Origin of the sequence: Streptomyces sp. CA-278952 (assembly GCF_028747205.1) — a bacterium.
Lineage (GTDB): Bacteria > Actinomycetota > Actinomycetes > Streptomycetales > Streptomycetaceae > Streptomyces.
This window is the reverse complement of record NZ_CP112880.1, coordinates 3,302,546-3,318,108: the sequence shown is the minus strand read 5'-3', so window position 1 is coordinate 3,318,108 and position 15,563 is coordinate 3,302,546. Positions and strand designations below refer to the sequence as shown.

Genomic DNA, 15,563 nt, shown 5'->3' with positions numbered 1-15,563 from the left:
GCCACGTCCCGCGGTAGCGTGGCAGGGTGCTGCGCTTCGAAGTCTCCGTCGAGGACCTGCTGCGCAGCCGCTTCGCACTGTCGCCCGCGATGGATCTGTGCTTCCTGCTGGGCTCGCTCGCGGGCGGCCGGGGCGGGCCGCTGCCGCGAGCCTGGGCCGCCCGGCTCCTGCCGGCCTTTGAACGGCTTCGCCGAGAGAGCGAACTGGACGCCGCCCTTACCCTGTTCACCCCGCAAGGCGGACCGAACTTCGTCGCTCCGCCCCCGCGCGGCCTCAACCAGACCTGGGCGGACGACCTGGCCAGGATCCGGGCCACACCGCCGGAAGCGGCCCGCCGCGAATGCGCCGCCAACGCGACCGGCCCCTCCGCCCGTGATCCCCGCGTACGTGCGGTGCTGGACTCACCGGACGCCGTCTCCAGGATTGCCGAGGCGATGGACCGGGCGTGGCACGAACTGCTCGCCCCGGACTGGCCGCAACTGCGCGCGATCTGTGAGCGCGACGTCGTGCACCGGGTGGGGGTGATCGGCGATCACGGATGGGCCACGACCATCGAGAGCCTGCATGCGAGCATCACCTGGCAAGCCGGCGGCATGGAGGTCGGCCACTTCCCCCGAGTCGGAGTGGTCCGCCTCGTCGGCGACGGACTCCTGCTGATCCCTTCGGTCTTCGTCAGGAATATCGCCGCCCACACGGAAGACCCCTGGCCCCGGACCTTGATCTATCGCGCCCGCGGCACCGCCGCCCTGTGGGGCGAACAGGAGGCCGCCCCCCGACCGGACGCCCTGACCGCCCTGGTCGGCCGGGCCCGAGCCCGGCTGCTGTCGGCGCTGGACGCCCCGGCCAGTACCAGCCACCTCGCCCGAAGCCTCGCCATGGCACCCGGCGCGGTTGGCGACCACCTCGCCGTCCTGCGGAACGCGGGGCTGCTGGTCCGCGCGCGGTCCGGCCGGTCGGTGCTCTACCGGCGTACCCCACTCGGCGAGGCACTGGTCGCCGGATCGGGCTGAGGGCTCAGACAGACACCGCCTTTCGGGCGAGCTTCTCGAAGCAGGTCAGGGCGGTGGCTATGGCCCGGCCTCGGCTCTGCCAGTCGTCTGCGGGCCACGTACGGAATCTTGAAACCGCGAGCAGCCGGTGGCAGGCTCGCGCCCCATGATCGATGGATTCGCGAAGGACAACCTGCACAGGAGACTGCGGCGGGACCGCGAGGCGCTGCTCTGGAAGCTCGACGGCCTGTCCGCATACGACGCCCGCCGACCTCTGACAGCGACCGGGACCAACCTCCTCGGCCTGGTCAAACACGTGGCTACCGTCGAGGCCAGGTACTTCGGCGAGGTCTTCGGCCGCCCTTCCCCGGAACCGTTGCCCCGGTGGCAGGACTCCGACGGCAGCGATCAGTGGGCGGCCGAGGACGAGACCCGCGATCAGATCGTCGGGTTCTGCCGGCGTACGTGGGAACACTCGGACGCGACGATCAACGAGCTTCCCCTCGACGCCCCCGGCCACGTGCCGTGGTGGCCGCAGCCTCACACCAACACGAACCTCTTCGCCGTCATGGTCCATGTCCTCGGCGAGACCAACCGGCATGCCGGGCACGCCGACATCCTGCGCGAGCGCATCGACGGCCGGACCGGCCTACGTGCCGAGCACGAGCAGCAGATCGACGAGGCAGCCCGGGCGGCCTACTGCGCGAAGATCGAGCGGACCGCCAGGACGGCGGCACTGCTCAAGGCTGAGATGTGATCCCCCTGGGAAGCGGCGCCCCGGCCGGTGGGGGCCAAACGCCGTATGAACCGGGTGCCGGGGCTTGACCGTGCTGCGAGACTTCCGGCATGGACAGGGGGCGCGAGTCGCGGTGGGAGAAGGATGCGATGACGGTGGAGATCGCCTTTGCCCTGGTGACCGCCGCTGCCCTTGCCGCGGCGGTCTTCGCCGTCGCGCTGACCCTCACTCTCGTCTTTGACCTCTCCGATGCGGCGTCCACAGGTGTACGGACGGGGGGAGCCCTGGTCGGAGGGGCGGTCGGCGTGTGGCGTCTGGTAGGGATTCTGTGTCGCTTCGACGCAGAGCGCCGCAAAGGCCACTGACGGCACTGCTCGACGCAGGGCGGCAGAGCTTGTCGGGGAGGGCCTCGGACAGCGGCAGGTGGAGCGGGCCGGCTCCACCTGGAGCGGCTACGGCCTCAGCGGTACCGGGTCACGTGCAACGCGTGGACGACGGTCGGGTCGAACGACACGGGTTCCTCGGACGAGCCGTCGAGGAGCAGTACTCCGGTCGCTGTGGTGACCCCGTTGACCAGCCAGCGAGCCCGCGGTAGGTGCGGGCGAGCCAGGCTGCGGCCTGTTGGTCGGGGCGGAGCAGGCTACTGCCCCTTCCTGGACGGCCAGTTGCCCGAGGCATGGAGGGCCATGTACTCCGCGGCCGGCATGGAGGTGGGAGCGAAGTCGGCTGCGGACCCGTCGTGCGGAACAACGACCACGGAAGTGAACGGCGCGTACGAGGGATCGCTTGTTTCCAGGTGCTCCTTGAAATCGAAGCGGACGGTCCAGCCGTAGGTGAATTCAATAGCAGTATCCGGGCGCATCACGATGGAGTCCGCTCGGTCCGGGTATACGACCTGCTGGAGGAATGTTTGGGCACTTCGCACTGCTTCGTCTTTGGTTACCATCCAGGAAGTTCCTTTCCCTCTCTGGGACATGCTCAAGGTCAAGGGGCTCTGAGCATGTCACGGAGGACGGCGACGTATGCCCCGATGTCGCGGGCGCCGGCCGCTGCCTCGGCGGTCCCTACCGGGGAAGCGCCCGCCCCGGGGCGGTGGGCGGCGCGGCAGGGGCGGCAGAGCCCGTCGGGGAGGGCCTCGGGGCGGCCGGGGGCGCCGCAGTCGGTGCACTCCACCAGGACGCGGTGGGCGGGCGCGTCGGGCAGGGCCCGCTCGTCAGGCAGCCGGGGCGGGATCTTGTCGGCGAGTCGGCGGCGGACGAAGCCGACCGGGGAGTCGACGCGCTCGGGAAGCCCTGCGGCGAGGGCGGCGGTCAGGTAGTCCGCGTCCACACCCCGGGCGAACCAGGCCGCAGCCCCCGCCTCCAAGGCGGCGCAGTCGTCGGCGGACAACGCCAGGCGTTGGTCCGTGCGGCCGAGTCGGGCCAGGGCGAGGTAGGCAGGGGAGTGGGGTGCGGCGGTCGGAGCCGTCGGGCCCGTCGCCGGAGCCGGGCTCCGGGCCGGGCCCGGCGCGGGTGCCGTGTCCGGGGGGTCGGCCGGTGTGCGCTGGTGCGGTACGGAGGTGGGGGCCGGGGTCTCCGCAGGCTCTGCGGGCCCCTGGGCGGCGTCCGCGTGAGATGGCTCCGGCGATTCCTGGGTGGCTTCTCCTTGGGGCCTGTCCGGCAGCGCGGGCGGGGGCGGGTCCTCGGCCGGGACCCAGGGAGGCGGAGAGGCGGCGGTGGATGAGGCCGTCACTCCGGGCGCGGGGCGTGCGGCCAGGGCGGCCTGCTCGGTGGCGAGGTAGGTGTTCCACCACTCGTTGTCGCGTGCGGTGCGGGACCAGAAGGTGCGGAAGACCCAGCGGGTCTCGTCGCCCGCGCCGACGGGGCATCGGACGCGCCGCAGGTGGCCGGTGACGGAGAGGTCGGTCAGGGAGGTGGAGACGGCCTGTTGGCCGTAGAGCGGGAGCTGTTTGGCCAGGGTCTTCACGCTCATCGCCGCGCCCTCGGGGAGGTGGTCGATGAACCCGGCGACGTAGCGCTCGCGGGTCGGCAGGTGAGCGAAGTCATTGCGCGTACGCGGGTGTTGGTCCGGCGCGGAGCGTTTGCCGTAGCCGGGCTTGGCCATCGGGTACGCGGCGGAGAGTGCGGGGGCGGGCAGGGCGGAGCTAGTGTGCTGGGTAGCCATGGGATCGGCTTTCTGGGTTATCGATCTTGTGGTGAGACCCCGGCCTGGTGCTTGCTACACCGGTCGGGGTCGTTTGGTTCTCGCACCGTAAGCAGTCGTGACGCTGTGCCGCAAGCTGTCACGATTAGTCATACTTGCTGACCGTGACGGGGTAGGGAGGTAGGGGAGGATTTCCCAACCTCCTTCTTCTACCTACCGGTTAAAGAAGGCGCTCGAATCCCGGGTCCCGCATCCCGAAGCCCGAGTCTTGGCACCCGAGCGTCGGGCCGGGGCCCCGCTCACGTACCCCCGGAAGAGTGACCCGACCGTCCCGAAGCTCGAAGCCCGAAGCTCAGGGCTCGGGACCCGAGCTTCGGGACGCGCTCGTCCGATCACCGCCAGACAGCCCCAGCGCTATGACGAGTCGGATCCGCACCGTGACGTACGTGAGTCCCTCTACAGGCTCATCGAGTGCTCACCTATGGCCAGTTGTACGCGACTGCGCTGCCTTGATAAGAATCTGCAATTCCGCGCAATCTGTCCTCGGTCTCGCGCCATCCGCTGCATCCTGGATTCCCACCCAGCGTAGACGGAGGCCACTATGACGCTTCTCAGGTTTCTCGGTACCACCAGCGACGAGGGAGACTGCCCCACTCTGTACGAGGTCGAGGGCACCACCGACATCCTTGTCCAGGGTGACCGGGTTACCGACCCCGAACACCTGGCGCAGCTCCGCGATGTGAAAGACAGCGAGACAGTCGTACTCGTGCCACGTGACCTCCTGGTCCGCTTCGCCCCACGCACTACCGATCCTGAGATGGTGCCGTTCTCCGAGGTCGCCCCGCTGTTCCGCGAATTCAGGCACACCGCGTTCCGACTGGAAACCCGACACGGATACGCCTCCGACCGCAACAGTCCGAAGTGGGGACAGTGGAAGAGCGGCGAGGACATCTCCGCTGAGCCGGACAACGCATGGCGCGAGAACGTCCGGGCGCAGACGACTCAGGGGAAGAGGTTCGAGCGGGTCCGGCTCGTTGACCAGCCTCTGACCGAAGGGCAGCAGTTTCTTCTTGCCAGTGGCCAGGGCAACGTGGCAGCTGGTGAGGACATCCGCAACCTGCCACGCACCCAGGCAGCCCGACTTGGCCTGCCCGGCCACGACTTCTGGCTGTTCGACTCCCGCCTGATCGCCCGGTTCGTCTTCGCTGAGGACGACACCACCCTCGGCGTCGTACTCAGCGAGGACCCAGCCGAAGTCGCTCTCGCGTGCCAGGCGCGAGACGCGGCCTGGCACCACGCGACGCGCACTGCGGACTTCGCGAAGGCAGTAGCTTCGACCGGGTGAGCACCGACTTCCAAACCGCCCGCGTCGCCCTCGGAGCGCGACTCCGCGAGCTACGCAGCGAGGCCGGCCTCAACGGCAAGGGCGTGGCCGAGGCGCTCGGCTGGCAACGCTCGAAGGTGTCGCGCCTGGAGACAGGAAAGCAGACCCCCACCGCGAGTGACCTCTTGGAGTGGGCCCGGGCGGTGGGGCGGCCTGGTGTCGCGACCGAGTTGCGGGCGCGGCTCGTCGGACTGGAATCGCAGTACCGGTCGTGGCGACGGCAACTCGCCGGTGGTCATCGGGCGCGCCAGGAGCTGGCTGTCACCGAGACGATGGCTACGCAGCTCATCCGGGGTATGGAGGTGTCCCGCATTCCGGGACTGTTCCAAACTGCGGACTACGCCCGGCACGCGTTCGAGGCGAACGCCGAATTCCGCAGAATCCCCAGAGACGTCGAGGCAGCAGTCCGGGCGCGCATGCGCCGCCAGGAGGCGTTGTACGAGGCCGGCAAACACTTCCGGTTCGTGGTGTGGGAGGCGGCACTGTACGTACTGACGTGCCCCCGCGAAGTTATGGCCGCACAACTGGACCGGCTCATCGGGCTGATTGGTCTGGACACCGTCGAGATCCGCGTGCTTCCACTCGGAGTGCAACTGAAACGTGCGCCGGGCCACGGGTTTTGGATCTATGACCGCCGTCGTGTGATCGTCGAGACGATCAACACCGAGATGTGGCTCGACGACGAGGAGAACGTCGGCCTGTATGAGCGGGCGTGGGATCTTATGGCCGAAGCCGCGGTCCAGGGGCCGCAGGCACGCCGTTTGATCGGTCGTGCACGGGCGTCGTTGGAGCCCGATTAGCCAACCGTGTCCAATGCGCACAGGGGAATTCGCAACCAGACGCAATCACCCAGCGCATCTTGTCCTCAGCTCTCTAACGTGCCGGTCATGGCCACGCGGATGCGTGCAGCTCCTGTCCACACCGGCCCGAAGGAAGTGCCATGAGCGCGCTGACCATGCCCTCCCCCAAGCCCCAAGCTGCATACCGGATACTTCTTGACCACACCACGACCTGCATCGCTTGCCTTGCCGGAACCGCCTGCACCACCGCTGTCGACCTTGCCCGTGCCTGGCGGGAGGCGCGAAGCGCATGAGGTGCTACGTGAAGGGGGAGGCGCACGGGTCGTCGATCGAGGACGAGTCGGGTGCTTACTGCCCGGAGCATGAGGTGACGCTGTTGTGGCGGGGGGACCCGATCACGGCCGCTGATGTACCTCAGGGGGCGGGTGTTGACCTGGACGGGTTGTCGGCGGGCGCGGATGGTCCGTACGGCGTTGCTTGCCGCAGTGCCTTGGTGACGGGTCTGGCCGACGTGCACGCCCTCTGCCTGCGGCCTGATTGTGTCTGTCCGTGCCATGCGGCGGCCACCGCTCTCCGGGAGGCCGGATGAGCGTCAGCCTGTCGGCTGCGGATGCGCGTACGTGTGAGGCGTGTTGGCGTTCCTCGGTGACCGCCGCCCGGCACACCGCTCACGGCCGGGAGCTGCTGTGCCGGGCGTGCGCGGAGAGTGGCTGTCCGCGCCGCGTCGACGTCTTCCCGCCGTACGGCATCTACCGGCTGCACCACCGCCCCGCCAATAGAAGTGTTCCGAAGAACAGAGGAGATGGACAATGATCACTACCCCCGTATCGGCCGATGCCGGTAAACACGGTGGGCCGCCCTCGGACAAGCCGTGGACGCCGCCCCAGGAGCCGAAGCCGACTCCGGACGGCAGTCGCCCTCAGTGCTTCCCGCAGTGGTGAGCGCCGCACACCAGGCACCCACCTACCCGTCTCTGGTGCAGGAGTTGGCCGATCGTGGGTTGCTGACCGGCCGGTGGCGGCGGGTGTTCGAGGCTGTTCCGCGTAGCCGGTTCGTTCCGGAGGTTGTGTGGCGGCAGTTGCCCGATCGGTGTGAGCCGGTCGTGGGGGCGGATGCGTGGCTGGCGTTGGTGAACAGCGACGAGCCGGTCATTACCCAGCTCGACGACGGGGGCGAGGGCGGACCCGGCCTCGCTACGTCGTCTAACTCGATGCCCTCGATGGTCGCCCGGATGCTCACGCTCCTCGAAGTCGTCGACGGGCAGCGTGTGCTGGAGATCGGCACTGGCACCGGGTATGTCGCGGCGTTGCTGTGCGAGCGGCTCGGTGACGATCTGGTCCACAGTGTCGAGCTGGACCCGGTGGTGGCCCGGCAGGCGGCCGACGCCTTGGCGCAGGCCGGGTATCGTCCGCACCTGCGGGTCGGCGATGGTGAGGAGCCGTGGCCCGGTTTGGGACCCGTGGATCGGCTGATCGCTACCTGCGCGTTGCGGTATGTCCCGTACGCGCTGCTCCGCCAGGTCCGGCCCGGTGGGGTCCTCGTGGTTCCGCTCGCCCGGGAGTTCTGGTCCGGGGCGCTGGTCCAACTTCGCGTTCAGGGCGACGGCACGGCGGTGGGGCCGTTCTGCGGCGGGGCCACGTACATGCCGATGCGAGCCCATCGCGTGCCTGACCTCCACGAGGTGCGGGGCAAGGGTCGGGCCCGTGCCGCTGGTCTGGACCCCGCCCGGCTCCTCGATCTCGGATTCGCCCTGTATGCGGGGGCCCGGCTGCCCGGCGTGCGGCTCATCCACCAGGAGACCGTCGACGGGGCGCGGGTCTGGGTGACCCGGGAGGACGGAGGCGCTGCGACGGCCGCCTCGGGGGAGGAGGTGTGGCAGTACGGGCCCGGGTTCCTGTGGGAGGAGATCGAGCAGGTCTGGTGGGAGTACGAGTCGGCAGGGCGACCCGACGCCGAACAGTTCGGGCTGACCGTGACCGACCGGGGCCAGCAGGTATGGCTCCGGGACCCCGGCGAAGTTGTCCGGCCCAGCAGGGCGTGACCTGTGCGTCGGGCCCAGCCGTGCGCAAAGCCGGGCCGCTCGTCGCCGGGGTCGGGCGATCCGCTTGACGTCCTCACTCCTCGCGCAGGCTCAGGACCAGCTCGCGGGGCAGTCCATGGGTGTCGTGGAGGTAGTGGAAGTCCTCCTCGGTCAGCGGGCCTTGGAACCGGGGCCTGGCGAGCACCCTTCGGCCGCGCTCCAGGAGCCCGCGGAACCGGTGCTCCTCCTCGAGCAGCATCCGGAGCACGTCGCCCGGGCGCAGGTCCTGCCGGAAGTGGTCCAGGGTGTGCTCGACCAGTTCCTCCGGCAGGTCCCCGACGCTGCGCGAGGGATCGTCGCGCCACAGCACGGTGAGTACCCGTCGTACCAAGCGACGCAGCACGTAGCCACGCCCCGAGTTGGCCGGGCGTACACCGTCGCCGAGCACCACGACGGCCGAGCGAAGGTGGTCGCCGACCAGGCGCAGTGACGGTTCGTCCAGCGGCCACAGGGCGGGCACCAGGTGGCGCCAGGGGGCGAAGACGTCGCAGGCGAAGACGGACGACTCGCCCTGGAGCAGGGAGGCCAGCCGTTCCAGGCCGAGGCCGGTGTCGACGTTGCGCTGGGGGAGCGGGACGAGGGAGCCGTCGCCGAGGCGGCGGTGGGTCATCGTGACGTGGTTCCACACCTCGACCCAGCGGTCGTCGCGGGTGGGCGTCGACTGCGGCGGGCCTTCGCCGGTCCACAGGAAGATCTCCGAGTCGGGGCCGCAGGGGCCGGCCGATCCGTTGGGCCACCAGTTGTCCTCCACGGTGAGTTCCACGGGGACGCCGAGGCCCTGCCACAGGTCGACGGAGGCGGTGTCCGGACCGGTCCGGTCGTCACCGGCGAAGGCGGTGGCGTGCAGCAGACCGGGATCGACGCCCAGGCCCTCGGTGAGCAGCCCGTACCCCCAGTCGAGACTGAGCGGGCCCCCGTAGTCGCCCAGCGACCAGGTGCCGAGCATCTCGAAGACCGTCAGATGTGTGGCGTCCCCGACCTCGTCCAGGTCCGTGGTGCGCAGGCAGCGCTGTACGTTCACCAGTCGCCGGCCCAGCGGGTGGGGGCGGCCCTCCAGGTAGGGCGTGAGCGGGTGCATGCCGGAGGTGGTGAAGAGCACGGGGTCGCCGTCGGGCGGCAGCAGGGTCGAGCCGGTGATGCGGCGGTGGCCGCGCTCTTCGTAGTACTCGACGAACGTGCTGACCAGCTGGTCCGTACGCATGGGGGTGGCTCCTTCGCGTGCAGCGGGAAGGCGCCGGAGAACGGGACCGTTCGGTCACCCGGCCGGGGCCAGAGGCGCCACGGCACTGCCGACGGACCGTTTCCGGTCGCCGGGGGGAGTGAAGGTCAGGCGGCGGCAACCGGCGAGCTGGTCGCTCGCGCGGTCGCGGTGGTGTTGAGGCCGGTGACGTTCATGCGGCCGAGCCTAGCTCGCCCCGGCCACCGGGGCACGTGAATTCAGCGGGGCGGCGGGTGGCTGCCGACGGGTGGGCCGGTGCCGGTGCCCGCGCCGGGTGGCTGCCGGTGCCCGTGCCGGTGCCCTTGACGTTGGCGGGCGGCGGGGCTCAAGCCCTGCCCTCGGCCGGCCCCCGCTCCGGCCCCTGGCGGGCCCTCAAGTGGGCCCGCTCGCCCTGGTGGCCGAAGAGGACGAGGAGTTCCACGGTCCGGTCATCGTCGGGGCCGAGCCAGTGCGGCACGTGGGTGTCGAACTCGGCGGCCTCGCCCGGCTTCAGGACCAGCGTCCGTTCGCCCAGGATCAGCCGCAGCCGCCCGGCCAGCACGTACAGCCACTCGAAGCCCTCGTGGGTCCGCAGGGTCGGCTCGGTGTCCGGGCCCGGCGGGATCAGCAGCTTGTGGGCCTGGACGCCGCCGGGGCGGCTGAGCGGTACGTAGGTGAGGCCGTCGCGGGTGACCGGGCGGAGGTGGATGCGCGGGTCGCCCGTGCGGGGTGCGCCCACCAGTTCGTCCAGCGGCACCGCGTGGACCTCCGCCAGCGGCAGCAGCAACTCCAGCGTCGGCTTGCGTGTGCCGCCCTCCAGGCGGGACAGGGTGCTCTCGTTGATCCCGGTGCGCTCGGCCAGCTCGGCGAGGGTCATCCCGTGCCTGCGCCGCAGGTCGCGGAGGCGGGGGCCTACCGCCGCCAGGACGCCGTCCTTGGCGTTGCCGGTGTCCTTGGGCGTCTGTCGTACCGCGTCTTCTTCGGCTGCCATGTCCGCCAGGTTGCCGAAACAGCATGGGAACTTGCAAGCGTGGCGGACCGCGGCGCACCTTTCTGTCCAGCGGGGCGGCTCGTCCGGAGCGGCCCCGACGGGCATGAAGGGAACAGCCATGGGCAGCGACACCACCGGCGTCACCGACTCCGCCGCCTTCTGGGAGAACCACTACGCCGGCGTCGACGCGGAGTGGGGCACCCGCCCCAACGCCGTCCTCGCCGAGGCCGTCACCGCCCTGGCCCTCGCGCCGGGCGACGGCGGACGGGCGCTGGACCTGGGCTGCGGGCACGGCGGCGACGCGCTCTGGCTCGCCTCGCTCGGCTGGGACGTCACCGCCGTCGACGTCTCGTCCACCGCCCTGGGCCGGGTCGCCGCCGGAGCCGCCGCGGCCGGGCTGACCGACCGCGTCCGCCCGAGCCGGCACGACCTGGCCCGGACCTTCCCCGACGGGACCTTCGGCCTGGTGACCGCCAGTTATTTCCACACCCCTGTGGAGATCCCCCGCGAGCAGGTGCTCCGGCGCGCCACCGAGGCCGTCGCCCCCGGCGGCCTGCTCGTGCTGGTCGAGCACGCCTCGCTCGCCCCCTGGTCCTGGCGGGACGGCCACCAGGACGTACGCTTCCCCGCCCCCGACGACGTACTCGCGTCGCTGCGGCTCGGCGACGGATGGCGGACCGAGCTGTGCCACGCGCCCCGGCGGACCGCCACCGGCCCCGGCGGTGAGACCGCGACCGTGACCGACAACGTCATCGCCGTCCGACGCGCCGATACCCGGGACTGAGCCGCCCTCGGGCGTGGCAGGCGGACGTCCGCCGGAGCGGGGTCAGGCAGGGGCGAGTTCGGCCGCTCCGAAGGAGACGCTGAACCGGGCGCACCAGATGCTCACGCCGGTGAACTCGTCGAGGTCGATGCCGGCCGGCAGGGCGTAGTTCTGGTCGCCCTTGTTGCCCTTGAGCTTGCCGAGGCTCTCGTAAGCTCCGTCGTCGAACACGCCCCAGCCCTCCCTGCCTTCCTTGACCGGAGCGTCGGTGATCCAGACGTGCAGATCGGGGCCGTTGCTGGTGTCCAGGCCCTCCAGGCGCAGCGTGCGCGAGCCGTCGGGCAGGCGGACCACCTTGACCGTGCCCCTCGTGCGGTGTTCGTGGCTGATCAGCTCACCCGTCGCCAGCGTCTCCGGTCCCGGTGGCGCCGTGGACCGGGAGGCGCCGGGGGAAGGCGGCGCGGTCTCCGACGGGGCGGTGGGGACGGCCAGTTCCTCGCGTACGGTCTCGTCCTGCCACAGCTTCCACGGCTGGAACCAGTACAGACCCACGCTCACGGCCAGCGTGGCGGCGATCAGCGCGGCGGCGAGCACCGGCCCGCGCGATCGCGATCGCCGTCGCTTCGGAGCGTCCGCGTGCTGCTGATCGTGCGTAGTCATGATGTTGCCTCTCTTCGGCTCTGCCGGTCGTCGGGTGCGAGCCGTAACCCGGTGTGCATCGGTACGGGAAGGACGCCCGCGCGCCACTGGACCCAGTAGACGCGCCCGAACAGGGCCCACCAGGGTCTGCGTACGCCGACGACGATTCCCGGGTTGTCGCCCTCGCGGTAGTGGAACACCTCGTCCCCGGCCCGTAACGCGACGGGGGCGGGCGTCCCCGACAGCGGAGTCGCGGACGAGGAAGAGGGCGGGGATGAGGAAGAGAGCGGGGGCGGGGACTGCTGGGAGGCGCTGCGGCAGGGGGCGCCGGCGTCGCTGGACACCGTGAAGGGCATGGCCACCACTCTATGAACGCGAAGCGGGCATAAGGGACTTCAAGTTCTTACGGAAGCGGGACGTCGACGGCTGGAGCAGGGCCGGACGCCCCGGCCGTCGCCGAGCGGTGCGAGGCTGGGGCCATGCAGACACCACCGCCGGACGCAGGGCTTCGCGTGCTCCTCGTGGATGACGGCCCGACCGTGGCCGGGGCCGTCGCGGGGCACCCGGGCCGCACCGTGGACGAGGTCCCCCGCGCCGACGGCGGACCGGCGGCCCCGGCGTGCGCCGCGCGGCACAGGTCCGGCCGGCCGGGTCACTCCACGACGACCGAAGGCTGACGGACCCATGCTGGACATCCTCATCATCGCCCTGCTGGCCTTCTTGGGCGCCGCGGTCGCCGGTCTGCTGGGCGCCCTGGCGCTGCGGCTCCTGCGGCACCGTTCCCTCGTGGTCATACTCACGGTCGTCACCGCCGTCGCGGTCCTCGCGATGCTGCTCGGAACCCTGGCCGTGGCCTGGGAGATGTTCCTGTCGCCGCACGACCTGAACGTGATCGTGATCGTCGTGGCGATGGCCGCCGTGGTCTCCCTGGCCACCGCGCTGCTGCTCGGCCGCTGGGTGGTCGCCCGCAGCCTGGCCCTGACCGAGGCGGCCCGCTCGTTCGGCGACGGCGGCAGCTTCGCCGCGCCCGCACGGGCGGCGACCGCGGAACTGATGGCGCTCAGCGCGGAGTTGGAGTCCAGCAGCGCCAAGCTGGCGGAGTCGAGGGACCGTGAACGCGCCCTGGAGGCATCACGGCGAGAGCTGGTGGCCTGGATCTCGCACGACCTGCGTACGCCGCTCGCGGGTCTGCGCGCCATGTCCGAGGCCCTGGAGGACGGTGTGGCCGCCGACCCCGACCGCTATCTGCGCCAGATCCGCTCCGAGGTCGAACGCCTGGACACCCTGGTCGGCGACCTCTTCGAGCTGTCCCGCATCCACGCGGGCGCCCTCGCTCTGAGCCGCGCCCGGATCTCCGTCTACGACCTGGTCGCCGACGCCATGGCCGGGGCCGACCCGCTCGCCCGGGAGCACGGAGTGCGCCTGGTCGGCGAGGCGGTCGACTGTGTGCCGGTGGAGGTCGACAGCAAGGAGATGAGCCGCGTTCTGGGCAACCTCCTGGTGAACGCGATCCACCGCACGCCCTCCGACGGCACGGTCGCGGTGGCCGCGCGGCGCACCGACGACGGTGTCGTCCTGTCCGTCACCGACAGCTGCGGCGGTATCCCCGAGGAGGACCTGCCACGCGTCTTCGACACCGGCTGGCGCGGCAACCACGCCCGTACGCCGCCGGCGGGAGCGGGACTCGGCCTGGCCATCGTGGCGGGCATCGTCGAAGCCCACCAGGGCCGGGCCGCCGTCCGCAACGTGATGGGCGGCTGCCGCTTCGAGGTCACCCTGCCTCTCACCCTGCCTCCGGCACCTGCTTAGGGGTGGCCGCCGGAAGCTCCGCCACCCGGTCCTCCGCCCCGATGTTCCGGGCCTGTTCCGCCACCCACTCGGGGCTGATCGCCGGAGTCTGGCCCGGGGCCGGGTCGTTGACGAACAGGCAGAACGGATGGCCCACCGGGTCGAACAGCACCCGTACGTCGTGCTGCGGCTGGAACTCCGCAGGTGTCGCGCCCTCCGCCACCGCGTGGGCCACGCCTGCCTCCAGGTCCGTCACCTCGAAGTCCAGGTGCAGCATCATCAGCTGGTCGCCGGGGGACGCGGGCCAGACCGGAGGCACGTACGCCTTCTCCGTCTGGAAGCCCAGGCCGGAGCCGCCGCCGGGCGGGAGGAGCTTCACCCAGCCCGGCTCCTCCTGCACCGGCTCCCACCCCAGGAGGCGGCGGTAGAAGTCCGCCAGCTCCGCCGCGTCCGGGGCGTCGAGCACTGTGCTGGAGAGGGTCAGAGACGGTCGGGGGGTGGTCATGGTGAGCCTCCTCGCTCGGGAGATGGTGAGGTCGAGATGCGCGGGGGGTGCGGGGGTGTGCCGGTACGCGTACCCCGTACCCGGGGTGCGCCGGTACGTCTACCCCGTACCCGCGCGTTCACCAGCCGCGAGCCCCGCGTCCGCCCCCGCCCCTCTCACCCCGTGATGTCGTCGTACCCCTCGATCTCGCGCGGGTCCCGCGTTCCCGGGCCGATGTACGTCGCCGACGGGCGCACCAGGCGGCCCGTGCGCTTCTGCTCCAGGATGTGCGCCGACCAGCCCGCCGTACGGGCACAGGTGAACATCGACGTGAACATGGGCGCCGGGACCTCCGCGAAGTCCAGCACGATCGCCGCCCAGAACTCCACGTTCGTCGCCAGGACGCGGTCCGGACGCCGCGCGTGCAGCTCCTCCAGCGCCGCCTTCTCCAGCGCCTCCGCCACCTCGAAGCGCGGGGCGGCCAGCTCGCGGGCCGTGCGGCGCAGGACGCGGGCGCGGGGGTCCTCGGCGCGGTAGACGCGGTGGCCGAAGCCCATCAGGCGTTCGCCCCGGTCCAGGGCCTGCTTCACGTACGCGCTCGCGTCACCCGTACGCTCGATCTCCTCGATCATGCCGAGGACCCGGGACGGGGCGCCGCCGTGCAGCGGGCCCGACATCGCGCCCACCGCACCGGACAGGGCGGCTGCGACGTCCGCGCCCGTCGAGGCGATGACCCGGGCCGTGAACGTCGAGGCGTTCATGCCGTGCTCGGCCGCCGACGTCCAGTACGCGTCGACCGCCTTCACGTGCTTCGGGTCCGGCTCGCCGCGCCAGCGGATCATGAACCGCTCCACCACCGACTGCGCCTTGTCGATCTCGCTCTGCGGCACCATCGGCCGCCCCTGGCCGCGCGCCGACTGGGCGACGTAGGACAGCGCCATCACGGCCGCCCGCGCCAGGTCGTCGCGGGCGGTCGCCTCGTCGATGTCCAGCAGCGGCTTCAGACCCCAGACGGGGGCCAGCATCGCCAGCGCCGACTGCACGTCGACCCGGATGTCACCGGAGTGCACGGGGAGCGGGAACGGCTCCGCGGGCGGCAGCCCGGGGTCGAACGCCCCGTCCACCAGCAGGCCCCACACGTTTCCGAACGAGACATGGCCGACGAGATCCTCGATGTCGACCCCGCGATAACGGAGCGAACCGCCTTCCTTGTCCGGTTCGGCGATCTCCGTTTCGAATGCGACGACTCCCTCAAGACCGGGTACGAAGTCGGACATCAGGCGGCTCCCTCAGTTCGGCGGACGGCGGGCGGGCGGCAGACCCGGTTCGGCGGCCGTGGCGTACGGAGTGTGCATGTACCCGAAGGCGCGTGCGTGTACCCGGGAGGCCGCCGCTGTGCGAAGACCACAGGGGCCTGCCCCAAGATATTGGCGGGTTCCCACGGAGCGGGGAAGCGTGACATCCGGCACAGGACCCCATTTCGGCGGTGCGTGGTTACGGGCCCTCCCCGCCGGGCACACTCTGCCGCTGCGGCAGGATGGGCCTGTGCCCATACGAGAAGATTCCTCG

The 15,563-nt window shown here is 71.1% G+C and carries 17 protein-coding genes; 9 read left to right on the top strand and 8 right to left on the bottom strand.

Annotated features, from left to right (window positions below; translation table 11 throughout):
• Positions 1 to 26 precede the first annotated feature (26 nt).
• The 3 genes from N7925_RS14670 (at position 27) to N7925_RS14660 (ending at position 2,090) form a co-directional block, all read left to right on the top strand.
• Positions 27 to 1,010 (top strand): ArsR/SmtB family transcription factor, encoded by a 984-nt coding sequence (locus N7925_RS14670; RefSeq protein ID WP_274344081.1) that lies wholly within the window; start codon positions 27 to 29, stop codon positions 1,008 to 1,010.
• Between the two features lie 145 nt (positions 1,011 to 1,155).
• Positions 1,156 to 1,746, top strand: a complete 591-nt coding sequence (locus N7925_RS14665) for a DinB family protein (protein WP_274344080.1) — start codon at positions 1,156 to 1,158, stop codon at positions 1,744 to 1,746.
• 89 nt (positions 1,747 to 1,835) lie between these two features.
• Entirely contained in the window at positions 1,836 to 2,090 is a 255-nt protein-coding gene (locus tag N7925_RS14660) for a DUF6332 family protein (protein ID WP_274344079.1), read from the top strand.
• A 275-nt stretch (positions 2,091 to 2,365) separates the two neighbouring features.
• Here the strand turns inward: N7925_RS14660 and N7925_RS14655 are convergent, their stop codons facing one another.
• Both N7925_RS14655 and N7925_RS14650 read right to left on the bottom strand, forming a co-directional pair.
• A complete protein-coding gene (locus N7925_RS14655; RefSeq protein WP_274344078.1) occupies positions 2,366 to 2,671 on the bottom strand; it encodes a YrhB domain-containing protein in 306 nt (101 codons plus the stop codon).
• A 38-nt stretch (positions 2,672 to 2,709) separates the two neighbouring features.
• Complete coding sequence (locus N7925_RS14650) at positions 2,710 to 3,888, bottom strand: MarR family transcriptional regulator (protein ID WP_274344077.1); 1,179 nt, start codon at positions 3,886 to 3,888, stop codon at positions 2,710 to 2,712.
• 580 nt (positions 3,889 to 4,468) lie between these two features.
• Between N7925_RS14650 and N7925_RS14645 the strand changes: the two genes are divergently transcribed.
• The 3 genes from N7925_RS14645 (at position 4,469) to N7925_RS14625 (ending at position 8,092) form a co-directional block, all read left to right on the top strand.
• Positions 4,469 to 5,212, top strand: a complete 744-nt coding sequence (locus N7925_RS14645) for a DUF6879 family protein (RefSeq protein WP_265600057.1) — start codon at positions 4,469 to 4,471, stop codon at positions 5,210 to 5,212.
• A complete protein-coding gene (locus N7925_RS14640; RefSeq protein ID WP_274344076.1) occupies positions 5,209 to 6,051 on the top strand; it encodes a helix-turn-helix domain-containing protein in 843 nt (280 codons plus the stop codon). Before N7925_RS14645 ends, N7925_RS14640 begins: the two co-directional genes overlap by 4 nt.
• A gap of 922 nt (positions 6,052 to 6,973) precedes the next feature.
• The gene (locus N7925_RS14625; protein WP_443032344.1) at positions 6,974 to 8,092 is read left to right on the top strand and encodes a methyltransferase domain-containing protein; all 1,119 of its coding nucleotides are present in this window, start codon (positions 6,974 to 6,976) and stop codon (positions 8,090 to 8,092) included.
• A 73-nt stretch (positions 8,093 to 8,165) separates the two neighbouring features.
• Here the strand turns inward: N7925_RS14625 and N7925_RS14620 are convergent, their stop codons facing one another.
• Positions 8,166 to 9,332, bottom strand: a complete 1,167-nt coding sequence (locus tag N7925_RS14620; protein ID WP_274344072.1) for an alanine--tRNA ligase-related protein — start codon at positions 9,330 to 9,332, stop codon at positions 8,166 to 8,168.
• A 343-nt stretch (positions 9,333 to 9,675) separates the two neighbouring features.
• The gene (locus N7925_RS14615; RefSeq protein WP_265600051.1) at positions 9,676 to 10,320 is read right to left on the bottom strand and encodes a helix-turn-helix domain-containing protein; all 645 of its coding nucleotides are present in this window, start codon (positions 10,318 to 10,320) and stop codon (positions 9,676 to 9,678) included.
• A 118-nt stretch (positions 10,321 to 10,438) separates the two neighbouring features.
• On the opposite strand from N7925_RS14615, the gene N7925_RS14610 reads away from it, so the two are divergent.
• Positions 10,439 to 11,104 (top strand): SAM-dependent methyltransferase, encoded by a 666-nt coding sequence (locus tag N7925_RS14610; RefSeq protein WP_274344071.1) that lies wholly within the window; start codon positions 10,439 to 10,441, stop codon positions 11,102 to 11,104.
• Between the two features lie 42 nt (positions 11,105 to 11,146).
• Here N7925_RS14610 and N7925_RS14605 read toward each other — a convergent pair whose 3' ends face one another.
• Together N7925_RS14605 and N7925_RS14600 are read right to left on the bottom strand one after the other, a co-directional pair.
• On the bottom strand, positions 11,147 to 11,743 hold the full coding sequence (locus N7925_RS14605) for a DM13 domain-containing protein (RefSeq protein ID WP_274344070.1): 597 nt from the start codon (positions 11,741 to 11,743) through the stop codon (positions 11,147 to 11,149).
• Complete coding sequence (locus N7925_RS14600; protein WP_274344069.1) at positions 11,740 to 12,078, bottom strand: hypothetical protein; 339 nt, start codon at positions 12,076 to 12,078, stop codon at positions 11,740 to 11,742. The genes N7925_RS14605 and N7925_RS14600 overlap by 4 nt, the downstream gene beginning before the upstream one ends.
• A 123-nt stretch (positions 12,079 to 12,201) precedes the next feature.
• Between N7925_RS14600 and N7925_RS14595 the strand changes: the two genes are divergently transcribed.
• Entirely contained in the window at positions 12,202 to 12,399 is a 198-nt protein-coding gene (locus N7925_RS14595) for a hypothetical protein (RefSeq protein ID WP_274344068.1), read from the top strand.
• A gap of 7 nt (positions 12,400 to 12,406) precedes the next feature.
• Positions 12,407 to 13,531 (top strand): sensor histidine kinase, encoded by a 1,125-nt coding sequence (locus tag N7925_RS14590; RefSeq protein ID WP_274344067.1) that lies wholly within the window; start codon positions 12,407 to 12,409, stop codon positions 13,529 to 13,531.
• Here N7925_RS14590 and N7925_RS14585 read toward each other — a convergent pair.
• Together N7925_RS14585 and N7925_RS14580 are read right to left on the bottom strand one after the other, a co-directional pair.
• Positions 13,506 to 14,015, bottom strand: a complete 510-nt coding sequence (locus tag N7925_RS14585; RefSeq protein ID WP_274344066.1) for a VOC family protein — start codon at positions 14,013 to 14,015, stop codon at positions 13,506 to 13,508. The two genes, N7925_RS14590 and N7925_RS14585, sit on opposite strands and share 26 nt — an antisense overlap.
• 155 nt (positions 14,016 to 14,170) lie before the next feature.
• Entirely contained in the window at positions 14,171 to 15,271 is a 1,101-nt protein-coding gene (locus tag N7925_RS14580; RefSeq protein ID WP_274344065.1) for a citrate synthase 2, read from the bottom strand.
• Positions 15,272 to 15,563: the final 292 nt, after the last annotated feature.

Coding starts and splice junctions, on each gene's coding strand:
- N7925_RS14665 (WP_274344080.1), top strand. CDS start 1,156: ATGATCGATGGATTCGCGAAGGACAACCTGCACAGGAGACTGCGGCGG.
- N7925_RS14660 (WP_274344079.1), top strand. CDS start 1,836: ATGGACAGGGGGCGCGAGTCGCGGTGGGAGAAGGATGCGATGACGGTG.
- N7925_RS14655 (WP_274344078.1), bottom strand. CDS start 2,671: ATGGTAACCAAAGACGAAGCAGTGCGAAGTGCCCAAACATTCCTCCAG.
- N7925_RS14650 (WP_274344077.1), bottom strand. CDS start 3,888: ATGGCTACCCAGCACACTAGCTCCGCCCTGCCCGCCCCCGCACTCTCC.
- N7925_RS14645 (WP_265600057.1), top strand. CDS start 4,469: ATGACGCTTCTCAGGTTTCTCGGTACCACCAGCGACGAGGGAGACTGC.
- N7925_RS14620 (WP_274344072.1), bottom strand. CDS start 9,332: ATGCGTACGGACCAGCTGGTCAGCACGTTCGTCGAGTACTACGAAGAG.
- N7925_RS14615 (WP_265600051.1), bottom strand. CDS start 10,320: ATGGCAGCCGAAGAAGACGCGGTACGACAGACGCCCAAGGACACCGGC.
- N7925_RS14610 (WP_274344071.1), top strand. CDS start 10,439: ATGGGCAGCGACACCACCGGCGTCACCGACTCCGCCGCCTTCTGGGAG.
- N7925_RS14605 (WP_274344070.1), bottom strand. CDS start 11,743: ATGACTACGCACGATCAGCAGCACGCGGACGCTCCGAAGCGACGGCGA.
- N7925_RS14600 (WP_274344069.1), bottom strand. CDS start 12,078: ATGCCCTTCACGGTGTCCAGCGACGCCGGCGCCCCCTGCCGCAGCGCC.
- N7925_RS14595 (WP_274344068.1), top strand. CDS start 12,202: ATGCAGACACCACCGCCGGACGCAGGGCTTCGCGTGCTCCTCGTGGAT.
- N7925_RS14590 (WP_274344067.1), top strand. CDS start 12,407: ATGCTGGACATCCTCATCATCGCCCTGCTGGCCTTCTTGGGCGCCGCG.
- N7925_RS14585 (WP_274344066.1), bottom strand. CDS start 14,015: ATGACCACCCCCCGACCGTCTCTGACCCTCTCCAGCACAGTGCTCGAC.
- N7925_RS14580 (WP_274344065.1), bottom strand. CDS start 15,271: ATGTCCGACTTCGTACCCGGTCTTGAGGGAGTCGTCGCATTCGAAACG.